Annotated in this window: 10 protein-coding genes; 2 read left to right on the top strand and 8 right to left on the bottom strand. The window is 64.7% G+C overall.

Annotated features, from left to right (window positions below; all coding sequences use genetic code 11):
- Positions 1–64: 64 nt before the first annotated feature.
- The 5 genes from IAE37_RS15365 to IAE37_RS15345 all read right to left on the bottom strand — a co-directional run bounded on the left by IAE37_RS15365 (position 65) and on the right by IAE37_RS15345 (position 6,991).
- Entirely contained in the window at positions 65–2,500 is a 2,436-nt protein-coding gene (locus tag IAE37_RS15365; RefSeq protein WP_201174919.1) for a TonB-dependent siderophore receptor, read from the bottom strand.
- Between the two features lie 168 nt (positions 2,501–2,668).
- Positions 2,669–3,625, bottom strand: a complete 957-nt coding sequence (locus IAE37_RS15360) for a FecR domain-containing protein (protein WP_201174917.1) — start codon at positions 3,623–3,625, stop codon at positions 2,669–2,671.
- Positions 3,622–4,140 carry an RNA polymerase sigma factor gene (locus IAE37_RS15355; RefSeq protein ID WP_201174915.1) on the bottom strand — a complete coding sequence of 173 codons (519 nt, stop codon included), beginning with the start codon at positions 4,138–4,140 and terminating at the stop codon, positions 3,622–3,624. Before IAE37_RS15355 ends, IAE37_RS15360 begins: the two co-directional genes overlap by 4 nt.
- A 206-nt stretch (positions 4,141–4,346) precedes the next feature.
- Positions 4,347–5,057, bottom strand: a complete 711-nt coding sequence (locus IAE37_RS15350) for a 3'-5' exonuclease (RefSeq protein ID WP_201174914.1) — start codon at positions 5,055–5,057, stop codon at positions 4,347–4,349.
- A complete protein-coding gene (locus tag IAE37_RS15345; protein ID WP_201174913.1) occupies positions 5,054–6,991 on the bottom strand; it encodes a putative nucleotidyltransferase substrate binding domain-containing protein in 1,938 nt (645 codons plus the stop codon). Before IAE37_RS15345 ends, IAE37_RS15350 begins: the two co-directional genes overlap by 4 nt.
- A 213-nt stretch (positions 6,992–7,204) precedes the next feature.
- Here IAE37_RS15345 and IAE37_RS15340 point away from each other — a divergent pair, with 213 nt between their 5' ends.
- A complete protein-coding gene (locus IAE37_RS15340) occupies positions 7,205–7,648 on the top strand; it encodes a response regulator (protein WP_201174912.1) in 444 nt (147 codons plus the stop codon).
- A 34-nt stretch (positions 7,649–7,682) separates the two neighbouring features.
- On the opposite strand, the gene IAE37_RS15335 is transcribed toward IAE37_RS15340, so the two are convergent.
- Positions 7,683–9,860: a malate synthase G gene (locus tag IAE37_RS15335; protein WP_201174911.1), complete on the bottom strand. Its 2,178-nt coding sequence runs from the start codon at positions 9,858–9,860 to the stop codon at positions 7,683–7,685.
- 346 nt (positions 9,861–10,206) lie between these two features.
- Between IAE37_RS15335 and IAE37_RS15330 the strand changes: the two genes are divergently transcribed.
- Positions 10,207–10,725, top strand: coding sequence for a glycine cleavage system protein R (locus tag IAE37_RS15330; protein WP_201174910.1), 519 nt, complete (start codon positions 10,207–10,209; stop codon positions 10,723–10,725).
- 105 nt (positions 10,726–10,830) lie between these two features.
- On the opposite strand, the gene rarD is transcribed toward IAE37_RS15330, so the two are convergent.
- Together rarD and IAE37_RS15320 are read right to left on the bottom strand one after the other, a co-directional pair.
- Positions 10,831–11,718, bottom strand: coding sequence for an EamA family transporter RarD (gene rarD, locus IAE37_RS15325; RefSeq protein ID WP_201174908.1), 888 nt, complete (start codon positions 11,716–11,718; stop codon positions 10,831–10,833).
- A gap of 65 nt (positions 11,719–11,783) precedes the next feature.
- The gene (locus IAE37_RS15320; protein WP_201174907.1) at positions 11,784–12,758 is read right to left on the bottom strand and encodes a serine/threonine protein kinase; all 975 of its coding nucleotides are present in this window, start codon (positions 12,756–12,758) and stop codon (positions 11,784–11,786) included.
- Positions 12,759–12,891: the final 133 nt, after the last annotated feature.

Below are 12,891 nucleotides of genomic sequence, written 5' to 3'. Positions count from 1 at the left end.
TAAGGTGATCCCCTGTAGGAGCGGCCTTGTGCCGCGAAAGGGGTGCGAAGCGCCCCCTGCTCACTCAGAACTTGTAGTTCACGCTGGCGACCACATTGCGCTCATCGCCGTAGTAGCAGTAGTAGCCGTCACAGGTGGACAGGTAGTCCTTGTTGAACAGGTTCTTCGCATCCACGGCCAGCGTGACGCCTTTGAGGGCGCTGTTCAGGCGACCGAGATCATAGTGCACCGAAGCGTCATACACGGTGTACGAACCCACATGCCCCCAATCGGTGTTGGTTGTGTTGCCATAGGTGTCGCCGACATAACGCACGCCCATGCCGACGCCGAAACCATCCAGTGGGCCGCTGTGCCAGGTGTAGTCCGCCCAGGCGGTCGCCTGGTTGCGTGGCACCTGCGCCATGCGCTTGCCTTCCTCTGCCGAGGTGCCCTTGATGATCTCGCTGTCGTTGTAGGTGTACGAACCCACCAGCTTGAGGTTTTCACTGACGTCCGAGGTGGCCTCCAGCTCCAGCCCTTTGACTCGTACCTCGCCGACTTGACGCGTCACATTGTTCTCGGTGACCGACATGTTTTCCTGGGTAAGGTCGAACACGGCGGCGCTGAACAGGCTCTTGCTGCCAGGCGGTTGATACTTGACACCGATCTCGTATTGCTTGCCTTCGGTCGGCTTGAACGCATCGGTGCTGTTCACGGACGCGCCTGCTGCGGCTTGGAACGACTCGGCATAGGAGATGTATGGCGTCACACCATTGTCGAAGACGTAGCTCAGGGCAGCGTTGCCACTGAACTTCTTGTCACGCTGGGTATTGGTTGCATCGCCCAGATTGTGGAAGGTGGTGCCGGTGTGTACCCAGTCCTCGCGCCCGCCCAAGGTCAGGCGCCAGTTGTCCAGGGCCATCTGATCCTGCAGGTAGAGACCGGTCTGCTGGGTCTTCTGGTCGTAGTCGTACATGTCGAAGTACTGGACGTTGGAGAAGTCCTGACCATACACCGGATTGTGGATATTGCTCGGTGGTACGCCTGCCGAACCCCAGCGCCAGCGTGCATTGCTGTCCGAGCGCTGATGGTCGAGACCCAGCAGCAGGGTATGGTCGATCTTGCCGGTCTGGAAGTCGGCCTGGAAGTTGTTGTCCACGGCAAACTGGGAGATGTCTTCCTCGACGATACCCGCAGTGCGTTGCACGGTGCCGTCGGCACTGACTGCCTCGTCCGGCCCGGCGGGCCAGATCGAGCCGCCTGCGGTGATGCCCTTGAAGTCCAGTTCGTTGCGCGCGTAGCGCAGGTTCTGGCGGAACTGCCAGGTATCGTTCAGGCGTGTTTCGAAGGCATAGCCCAGGTGGTAGTAGGTGCGGTCGTAGGATTCCCAGTCAGGATCGCCCAGGTTCTTGTGGTGCGAGATCTTGCCCGCCGGGCTGTCGAGCTTGGTGCCTTGCAGTGGCAAGAATTGGCCGGTGATGCCGGTATCGTCGCGGGTGTACTGGGTAATGAACGTCAACTTGGTGTCGTCGTTGATGTTCCAGGTCAGGCTTGGGGCGATGTTGTAGCGTTTGTCCGGGATGTGGTCGATCGGCGTGCCGCTGTCGCGCACGGTGCCACTGACGCGGTAGAGGAACTGCCCGGCCTCATCGACCTTGCCGGTACTATCGAAGTTGATTTGCTTGTGGTTGTTGCTGCCGACCTGGGCCTCGACCTCGTGGCTACTTTCAAGCTCCGGACGGCGCGTGGTCATGTCCAGCAGGCCGCCGGGTGGGGTTTGGCCATACACGGACGAGGCCGGGCCGCGGAGCACGGCAATGCGTTCGAGGTTCCAGGGCTCGATCTTGGGCGAGGCATAGTTGCCCTTGGGCAGGGGCAGGCCGTCGAGGAACTGGGTGGGAACGAAGCCGCGCACCAGCAACCAGTCGCTGCGTGAGTCGGAACCGTAGCCGCTGCTTTGCACGCCTGCGGTGTAGCGCAACGCGTCGTTGAGGTTGAGGACTGGACGGTCTTCCATCTGCTGGCGGGTGATGACCGTGACCGAGCGCGGCAGTTCGGCGATGGCGGTATCGGTCTTGGTGCCAGCGGCGGTGCGCGTGGCCGTGTAGCCCTGCACGGCACCCCAGGCGCTTTCGAAATCGGCATTGGCGTTGATCGCGGTTTCGGGCAGTGCCAGGGCACCCTCCGGGGTCGCCACCAAGCTATAGCTGCCCGCGCTGCTGTGCTGCAACTGCAAGCCGCTGCCATTCAAGGCCTGCTGCAACGCCGCCACACCACTGAACTCGCCGTTCACTGGGGCGGAAATGCGCCCGTTGGTCAAGGCCGGGTCGATGGCCAGGGCAATGCCTGACTGGCTGGCGATCTGGTTCAGGGTGCTGGCCAGAGGGCCGCTAGGTAGGTTGTAGGCTTGTGGCGCCGAAGGCTCGGCAGCGAACGAAACAGGGCTTGCAAGCGGGTTAGCCAAGCCTATGGCGAGGGCCATCAGGCTGGGGCGAAGCAGACGATCAACAGCGCGGGACATGCAGCGGTTCCTCGACGGATAAGTGCTAGTTGCTTCCTTGCCGAGCGAGATTTGAAAAGTGACAGGGGGGATTCGAAAAAAAGTGCGAACTATTTTGAGTTGCCGTTTGCCTGCCCCTGCTTCAGCGCCGGCAAGCCGGCGTCTACAGGGGTATGAACGCAGGAATGCTTACTTGGGTACGACCGTGACCCACCACGGCGTATGCCGCTCGATCTTCACTGGCAACGCTGGCACCAGCGAGGCGAGGGCCAGGTCGGTGTTGGTCAGCGGGAAGCTGCCGGTCACGCGCAGGTCGGCGACTTCGTCGGCCACCCCCAGGTGGCCGCTGCGGTACGGGCTCAGTTGCGCCAGCAGGTCGGCCAGGCGTACGTTGTCGACCACCAGCATGCCACGGGTCCAGGCATCGGCACCGGCGCTGACCGGGCCGGTTTCGCCGAGGCCGTTGGCATCCATCAGCACCTGCTGGCCTGCTTGCAGCACGTGTTCGTCGCCGCTGTTGCGCGGCATCGCCGCGACCGACGACTGCAGCACTTCCAGGCGCGTACCCTGGGCTTCGCGGCGCACCAGGAAGCGCGTGCCCAAGGGCCGCAGGCGGCCATCGTCGGTGCGTACCAGCAGCGGGCGAGGGTCGGCGTGGCCGGTTTCCACGGAAATTTCGCCCTGGAGCAGCACCAGGACTCGCTGCTCGCCGGCGTAGTCGATGTCCACCGCCGTGTGGCTGTTCAGGCTCAGCAGCGTGCCGTCTTCCAGGCGCAGGGTGCGCAGTTCGCCGGTGGCGGTGCGCTGGTCGGCCAGCCAGTAGCTGGGCGACAGCGAGGGCGCGCCGATCCAGGCCAGCAACGAGCCGAGCAGGAGCATGCCGGCCAGCCCGCTGCCGGCCTTGCCGATACGCCGGCGCAAGCCGACCCGTGATTGTTGCAGGGCTTGGCGCGCGGGGCCGGCGGCGGCGCTCACGCGCTGGTCGAGGGCGCCCAGCTGGCGCCAGGCGCGGGCGTGTTCTTCGCTGGCAGCGTGCCAGCGCATGAACTCGCTGCGCTGGTCAGTGCCGCCGTAGCCTTCATCAAGGTTCATCTTCCAGGCTATAGCGGCTTCCAGGACCCTGGCCGATACCGGCGCCCCGCTCACGTCGGCTCCCCGTACAGGGCCACGTAGCACTGGCGCATGCCCTGGGCGATGTACTGGCGCACGCGCGACACCGATACGCCCAGGCGCTCGGCGATCTCGGCGTGGCCCATGCCATCCAGGCGGTTGTGCAGGAAGGCCGTGCGGGCCTTGCTGGACAACTTGCCGAGCAGACGGTCGATGGCCTTGAGGTCTTCGAGGATCAGTTGCTGCAACTCGGGGGACGGGTGCTCGGCCTCGGGCAGCAGCGCCAGTTCGGCCAGATAGGCCTGTTCCAGGGCACTGCGACGGAAGTGGTCGAACAGCAGCCCCTTGGCCACGGCAGCCAGGAATGCGCGGGGTTCGCGCGGGGCCTCCAGCTGATCGCGGCCGAGCAGGCGAACGAAGGTGTCCTGGCTGAGGTCTTCGGCGCGCTGGCGGCAGGCCAGGCTGCGTTGCAACCAGGCGAGCAGCCAGCCGCGATGGTCGCGGTACAGCGTGCCGACCAGGTCGGCATGTGGGCTGTGGGCTGAAGACACGCAGCGTCCCCCCGGAACGAATGCATTGACTAACGATAATTATTCGCGATTGTTGCAGAGGCGGGGGTGTGGGCGCAATGGACGCTTATCGGATTGCCACTATGGTTTTTTCCGATATGTATCGATCATGTGGGCCCCTTCGCGGGTAAACCCGCTCCTACAGGTTCGGGAGGAGCGGGTTTACCCGCGAAGCGGCCAGGACATTTTCACAATCCGTGGTTGTGCACCTTGCGCCGTCGCCACCCACGCAACCGCTGCTCCAGCTGCAGGGGGCTGTCGAGCTGCTGGCGGCGCGCCTGGCTGAACAGGATCAAGGCCAGTTCGGCGGTCACCTGGGCATCGGCGCTGGCATGATGGCGCTCGTCGATCTGCAGGCCGAAGCGCGCCACCCAGTCGTCCAGGCTGGCTTCGCGCAGTATCGTGTCAGGGTTGAGCATCGGCGCCAGTTCGGCCACGTCGAGCCAAGGCTGCTGCAGGCGAAAGCCCAGGCTTTCCTTCAACGCACGGGCCAGCATGCGCTGGTCGAAGGGGGCGTGGAAGGCCAGCAATGGGCTGTCGCCGATGAACTCGAGCAGGTCGAGCAAAGCTTCGGCCGGGTCGCAACCGGCGGCCAGCGCGCTTGGGCCCAGGCCGTGGATCAGCGTGCTGGCGTTGGCCTTCTGGGCAGGGCGGTGCAGGGTCCGCTCGAACTGCTGGGCGAAGTCGATGGCGCCATCGGCGATGGCCACGGCACCGACCGACAGCACCTGGTCTCGGTGGGGATTGAGCCCGCTGGTTTCCAGGTCGAGCACTACCCAGCGTTGTTCGCGCAGCGAGCGGACTCCCAGCGCGGCTGGCTTGGGCAGCCGCGCCAGGCGCTGGCGCAGTGGTTCGTCCAGGGTCGGCGCGCTGGGGCGCAGCCAGGCGAACAGGTTCATAGCTGGTACCGCAACGCCAGGTTGCTTTGCAGGCGCTGGGCCTGGCGCAACGATTCGCGAAGGATGCGCCGGTCCAGGTGGTTGAGGCTGTCCGGGTCGACGCGGTTGGAATAGGGCAGGTTGTCGCGCGTCTGGCGTTGGTGCTGCTGCATGCGTGTTTGCTGGATGAAGTGGTAGGCCTCTTCATAGGCGGCGCCATCGAGCGCATCGATCACGCCGTTGGCCACCAGTTGGCGCAGGCGCTCCTGGGTGTTGCAGGCAGCGATGCCGTTGGCCAGGGCCAGCAGCCGGGCGCCATCGACGAAGGGCGTCAGGCCCTGCACCTTGAGGTCGAGGGTGGCGGCCTTGTCGTTGCCCTGGCGGGTCAGCACGAACTCGCGCAGGCGCCCCACTGGTGGCCGCTGGCGCAGGGCATTGTCGGCCATCATGCGTTGGAACAGGCGGTTGTCAGCAACCTGGCGAAGCACGCCCTGGCGCAGTTGCTCGCAGCCTTCCTCGGCTCCCCAGACCACGCGCAGGTCGAAGTAGATGGTGGAACCTAGCAGGTTTTCCGGGCTCGCCTCGCGGATGAAACCGGCGAAGCGCCTGGCCCACTCGGTGCGCGACAGGCACAGCTCGGGGTTGCCGGCCATGACGTTGCCCCTGCACAGGGTGAAGCCGCACTGGGCCAGGCCTTGATTGATGTACTGGGCCAATGGCAACAGGCGGGCGCGAATCCCCTCGGCCTGCTGGCTGTCTTCGGCCTCGAACAGGATGCCATTGTCCTGGTCGGTATGCAGGGTCTGTTCGCGGCGCCCTTCGCTGCCGAAGCACAGCCAGCTGAAGGGCACGCCCGGATCGCCGCGTTCGGCCAGGGCCAGTTCGATCACCCGGCACACGGTATGGTCGTTGAGCAGGGTGATGATCTGGGTGATCTGCGTGGAGGAAGCGCCGTGGGCGAGCATGCGCTCGACCAGCTGGCCGATCTCGCCGCGCAGCGACACCAGGGTTTCCAGGCGCGGGGCATGGCGGATGGTACGGGCCAGGTGTACCAGGTCGACCCGCTGCAGCGAGAACAGGTCGCGCTCCGACACCACGCCGCACAGCCGGCGGTTTTCTACCAGGCAGACGTGCGCGATGTGCCGCTCGGTCATGGCCATGGCGGCATCGAAGGCGGTCGCCTGTGGGCTCAGGTAGAAAGGCTTGCTGGTCATGTGCAGGTCGATGGGCGCACCCAGGTCTGCATCGGCAGAGGCCACCACCTGGCGCAGGTCGCGCAAGGTGAAGATACCCAGCGGGTAGCGCTGCGGGTCGACCACCACGATGCTGCCGACCTGTTGCTCGTGCATCGACCGCACGGCTTCGCGCAGCGGCGTGTCTGGACTGCAGACCACCGGGTGGCGCATGGCCAGCTCGCCCAGTGGGGTATTCAGCGAGTACTGGGTGCCGAGGCTTTCCACGGCGCGTTGGCGAACTTGCTGGTTGACCTGGTCGAGCAGGCTGCTGACCCCCCGCAGGGCGAAATCGCGAAACACTTCCGACAGCGAGAACAGATGAATGAAAGCCGTCTTGTTCAACTGCAGGCAGAAGGTGTCTTCGCCGGCCAGGTGCTCGGTGCGCGTGGCACGTTCGCCCAGCAGCGCGGCGAGCGGGAAGCATTCGCCGCTGGTGATCTCGAAGGTGGTTTCCACCCCTGGCTTGACCAGGTGTTGGCGCTCGCCCACGACGCGGCCCTGCTTGACGATGTAGAAGTGCTCGACCGGGCCGTCGGCGGGCGTGATGATGCTTTCTCCGCTGGCATAGAAGCGCAGCTGGCACTGCTCCACCAGGAAGGCCAGGTGGCTGTGCTCCATCTGGTTGAACGGCGGGAAACGTTGCAGGAACTGCAGGGTCCCTTGGATGTTCTGCAGTACAGCCGTCCTGCCCGCCTGGCTGTAGGCGTCCTTTTTGCTCATGAAACCGACCGTATCGCTACGCCGAACTATATATATCTATATATAGGTGCGGCCTTGTTGTTTTCGATCTCCATGGTCGGCTGGGCGCCCACCGGTGCCCATTGGACGTAAGTCTATGAACGGCATTGTCAAAGACCCGACGAAAGGCGAACGGGGTTAGCTCGCTTTCGTGGTCTTACCCTTTGAGCGAGTTCTTTTTTTGACGAGATGACCATGGTTGAGCATGACGACATCCTGAGTGACGCCGAACGCGAGGCCCTGGCCGTGGTGAGCGCACCCGTCGCACCCAGGCCGGTGGTGCTGGTGGTGGATGACAATCCGGTGAACAGCGAGGCGTTGAGCCTGTACCTGAAAAGCCGTGGCATCGACTGCATGACGGCCGACGGGGCCAAGGAGGCCATGTTCAAGCTGCATTACGAGCCGCGGATCGCGCTGATGATCACTGACCTGCGGATGCAGCCCAGCGATGGCCTGGAGTTGATCCGGCAGATTCGCGAGTCGGAGCGGGCGGAGTTGTCGATCATCGTGGTGTCGGGCGACACCGATGTGAGCGAGGCGGTGGATGTGATGCACCTGGGGGTGGTGGATTTTCTGCTCAAGCCGGTGGATCTGGGGAAATTGCTGGGGTTGGTGAAGAAGGAGTTGAAGTTGGGGTGAGATAAGGTGGGGGCCGCAACGCGGCCCCTGGCGCTTACAACCCGTTGCGCGCCTTGAACTCGCGGCGGCGACGGTGCAGCACTGGCTCGGTGTAGCCATTGGGCTGCTTGGCGCCTTCGAGTACCAGTTCGACGGCAGCCTGGAACGCCACGTTGTCATCGAAGTTCGGTGCCATCGGGCGGTACAGGGCGTCACCGGCGTTCTGCTTGTCGACCACCGCGGCCATGCGCTTGAGGCTTTCCAGCACCTGCTCCTGGCTGATCACGCCATGGCGCAGCCAGTTGGCCAGCAGCTGGGCCGAGATGCGCAGGGTGGCGCGGTCTTCCATCAGGCCGACATCGTTGATGTCCGGCACCTTCGAGCAACCCACGCCCTGGTCGATCCAGCGCACCACGTAGCCGAGGATGCCCTGGGCGTTGTTGTCCACTTCGTTGCGGATTTCCTCGGCCGACCAGTTGGTGTTGGCCGCCAGCGGGATCGCCAGGATGTCGTCCACAGACGCCGGGGTGCGGCTGGCCAGCTCGCGCTGGCGCGCCTGCACGTCGACCTTGTGGTAGTGCAGGGCGTGCAGGGTGGCGGCGGTCGGCGACGGTACCCACGCGGTATTGGCGCCGGCCTGTGGGTGGGCGATCTTCTGCTCGAGCATCGCCGCCATCAGGTCGGGCATCGCCCACATGCCCTTGCCGATCTGGGCACGGCCTTGCAGGCCGGTAGCCAGGCCAACGTCGACGTTGTTGTTCTCGTAGGCGCCGATCCACTTCTCGTTCTTCATGGCGCCCTTGCGCACCACGGCGCCGGCTTCCATCGAGGTGTGGATTTCGTCACCGGTGCGGTCGAGGAAGCCGGTGTTGATGAATGCCACGCGTTCGGCGGCGGCCTTGATGCAGGCCTTGAGGTTGACCGTGGTGCGGCGCTCTTCGTCCATGATGCCGACCTTCACGGTATTGCGTGGCAAGCCCAGCAGGTCTTCGACGCGGCTGAAGATCTCGGCGGCGAACGCCACTTCCTCGGGGCCATGCATCTTCGGCTTGACGATGTACACGCTGCCGTTGCGGGTGTTCTTGCGCGTGGTGTTGCCGTTGAGGTTGTGCACCGCGATCAGGTTGGTGAACAGCCCGTCCTGGATACCTTCGGGGATTTCGTTGCCCTGGGCATCGAGGATCGCCGGGTTGGTCATCAGGTGGCCGACGTTGCGCACGAACAGCAGCGAGCGGCCATGCAGGGTGACGCTGCCGCCATTGGGCGCGGCGTACTCGCGGTCCGGGTTCATGGTGCGGGTGAAGGTCTTGCCGCCCTTGCTGACGTCCTCTGCCAGATCGCCTTTCATCAGGCCCAGCCAGTTGCGGTAGACGATGACCTTGTCATCGGCGTCGACGGCGGCGACCGAGTCTTCGCAGTCCATGATGGTGGTCAGGGCCGACTCCATCAGGATGTCCTTCACGCCGGCGGCGTCGGTGCTGCCCACTGGGGTACTGGCATCGACCTGGATCTCGAAGTGCAGGCCGTTGTGCTTGAGCAGCACGGCGGTCGGCGCGGTGGCATCGCCATGGAAGCCGATCAGCTGGGCGTCGTCACGCAGGCCGGTGTTGCTGCCGCCCTTGAGGGCGACGACCAGTTTGCCCGCCTCGATGCGGTAGCCGGTGGAGTCGACATGCGAGCCGGCCGCCAGCGGCGCGGCCTGGTCGAGGAAGGCGCGGGCGAAGGCGATCACCTTGTCGCCGCGGACCTTGTTGTAGCCCTGGCCGCGCTCGGCGCCACCGGCATCGCTGATGGCGTCGGTGCCATACAGGGCGTCGTACAGCGAGCCCCAGCGGGCGTTGGCGGCGTTGAGGGCGAAGCGGGCATTCATCACCGGCACTACCAGCTGCGGGCCGGCCATGAGGGCGATTTCTTCATCCACGTTCTGCGTGGTGGCCTGGAAATCGTCGGCTTGTGGCAGCAGGTAGCCGATTTCCTGGAGGAAGCTCTTGTAGGCCGAGGCATCGTGGGCCTGGCCTTGGCGCGCCTGGTGCCAGGCGTCGATCTTGGCTTGCAGCTCGTCGCGCTTGGCGAGCAGGGCTTTGTTCTTTGGAGCGAGGTCGTTGATGATCTTCTCTGCACCGGCCCAGAACTGCTCGGCGACGATGCCAGTCCCGGGGATAGCTTCGTCGTTGACGAAGTCGTACAGGACCTTGGCGACCTGAAGGCCACCGACTTGAACGTATCCAGTCATTGCTTGCCTCACTCTGCTCAGCTATTCGCTCTACTTGTATTAAGCCTGTAGCGCTTCTCTACAACATCGAACGACGTTTTGTAGTCCACGCCGCCGCATACTACATGATGCGGCGGGCAGGGGAACACCAGACCAAAAGCGTCGTTGTGCGACCGCCTGGTCGCGTTGGGTCACGCTGGGAGTGGGCATGTTCGCAAAAAACCGGTGGATTGTTCCAGATAAATCTTAAAACAGTACACGATTAATCCGGCGGACTGTCCTGCGGCAGGTTGCCGCGCCTTGCCTATACTGAACCGATCCCCCGGGATTCCGTCGCCGCGCGCGGCCTGATACAGAGGAAGGGCTTGTGGATCATCTTGTATTGACCGTCATCGCCCCCGACAAGGCCGGGCAGGTCGAGCGCATCGCCCAGTGCATCGCCGACCACAGTGGCAACTGGCTGGAAAGCCGCATGTCGCGCATGGCCGGGCAGTTCGCCGGCATCCTGCGGGTGGCGGTGCCGGCGGAGAACTACGATGAGCTGGTCGAGTCGCTGCAGGCGCTGGGCAGCCATGGCATTCGCGTGCTGATCGCCGAGAGCGGCATCGAGCCGTCCTGTACCTGGAAGCCGATCGCCATGGAACTGGTGGGTAACGACCGGCCAGGCATCGTGCGGGATATCACCCGATTGCTGGCGGACCTGGGGGTGAACCTGGAGCGCTTCACCACCGAGGTGCGCCCGGCGCCGATGAGCAGCGAGCCGCTGTTCCACGCCGATGCTTTGCTGGCGCTGCCTTTGACCTTGTCGCTGGATGACCTGCAGGGCAAGTTGGAAAGCCTGGCCGATGACTTGATGGTGGAGTTGACGCTGCGGCCCGAGGACTGACCGCAGGTTATCCCGAATTCACGGGGAAGGGCTTGTGGATAACCTTTGGAGATACTTCTGCAGGCCACGAGAAACATGGCCTGCAGAGATTTGATCAAGTTTTGATCAGGCGCGCTTGCGCAGGTTCAGCCAGGCGTCCACGCTGTAGATCGCCAGGCCCGCCCAGATGCAGATGAACGCCACCAGGCTGCTGGACGACAGCTGCTCGTCGAATAGCAGCACCGCTTGCAGCAACACCAGGGTGGGCGCCAGGTACTGCAGGAAGCCCAGCGTGGTGTACGGCAGGTGCCGGGCGGCGGCGTTGAAGCACACCAGCGGGACCAGGGTCACTGGCCCCGCTGCCATCAGCCAGAGCGCCTCGCTGCTGCTGTAGAAGGCGGGTTGGGCACTCATGGCGCCGGGGTTCAGCAGCAGCCAACCGGCGGCCAGCGGAACCAGCATCCAGGTTTCCACCACCAGCCCGGGCAGGGCCGCGACGGGTGCCTGCTTGCGGATCAGGCCATAGAAGCCGAAGCTCAGCGCCAGCACCAGCGACACCCACGGCAAGCTGCCCACCTGCCATACCTGCTGCGCCACCCCCAGGGCCGCCAGGCTTACCGCCAGCCATTGCAGGCGGCGCAGGCGCTCACCGAGCAGCAGCATGCCCAGCAGTACGTTGATCAGCGGGTTGATGTAGTAACCCAGGCTGGCCTCGAGCATGCGGCCGTTGTTCACCGCCCACACATAGGTCAGCCAGTTGCCGGCGATCAGCGTGCCGCTGAGGGCGAGGATCGCCAGCCGACGCGGGTTCTGGCGCAACTCGCGCCACCAGCCGGGGTGTTTCCAGACCAGCAGCAGGAGCGAGCCGAACAATGCCGACCAGAGCACCCGGTGGACGATGATCTCCACCGCCGGGACGCTCTGGATGGCTTTGAAGTACAGGGGGAACAGGCCCCAGATGATGTAGGCGCCGAGGCCCAGGAGGTACCCGCGACGCGGGTTTGCAGCTTGCATTGCAGAATCCTTGCTTGATAGCCGAGGTGGAGCGAGCGCTATTGTAGACAGGCTGGGGTGGCGATCTAGAACAATTTCAGTGGTGCCTCGTCCAGGGCGGCGATCTGTTCGCGCAGGGCGAGGATCTGGTCGCCCCAGTAGCGAGGCTGGCCGAACCAGGGGAAGCTCGGTGGGAACGCCGGATCGTCCCAGCGCCGTGCCAGCCAGGCGCTGTAGTGCAGTTGGCGGAGGGCGCGCAGGGGCTCGATCAGGGCCAGTTCGCGCGGGTCGAAGTCATGGAACTCGTTGTAGCCGTCGATCAGTTCGGCCAGTTGCCCGAGGCGCTCTTCGCGGCTGCCGGCGAGCATCATCCACAGGTCCTGCACGGCGGGGCCCATGCGGCAGTCATCGAGGTCGACGACGTGGTACACCTCGTCGCGGTGCATCAGGTTGCCCGGGTGCAGGTCGCCGTGCAGGCGAATCTGCTGGTGCGCGGTACGGGCGTAGACGTCCTCGACCCGCTTGAGCAGGTCGCGTGCCACCGATTCGAACGCAGGCAGCAGTTCCTTGGGCACGAAGCCGCCTTCGAGCAGGGTGTTCAGCGATGCGTGGCCGAAGTTGTCCACAGCCAGGGCTTCGCGGTGTTCGAACGCACGGGCGGCGCCGACCGCATGCAGGCGGCCGAGCAACTGGCCGAGGCGGTACAGCTGGTCGAGGTTGCCGGGTTCGGGAGCGTGGCCGCCGCGACGGGGGAACAAGGTGAAGCGGAAGCCTTGGTGCTCGAACAGCGTCTGGCCGTCGTGTTGCAGCGGGGCGACCACGGGCACTTCGCAGTCGGCGAGCTCGGCGGTGAAACTGTGTTCCTCGAGGATCGCGGCATCGCTCCAGCGGCCGGGGCGGTAGAACTTGGCAATCAGCGGTTGCGCGTCCTCGATGCCCACCTGGTAGACGCGGTTTTCGTAGCTGTTCAGGGCCAGGACCCGGGCGTCGCTGAGAAAACCGAGGCTTTCCACGGCGTCCAGGACCAGGTCGGGGGTGAGGGTGTCGAAGGGGTGGGACATGGAGGCTCCGAAGGGGCGGGCTGCTTCGGGGCATGGTAGCGCATTCCACCCCTATGGCTGAGGGGCCTGTGCCGGCCTATTCGGGACTGTCAGATTTTTTGTGTGCGGGCCGGTAACGGCCTGCCGTCAGGCA

This window comes from Pseudomonas sp. S31 (assembly GCF_016648105.1).
Lineage (GTDB): Bacteria > Pseudomonadota > Gammaproteobacteria > Pseudomonadales > Pseudomonadaceae > Aquipseudomonas.
The sequence above is the reverse complement of the archived record's forward strand: the minus strand, read 5'-3'. Positions and strand labels throughout refer to the sequence as shown.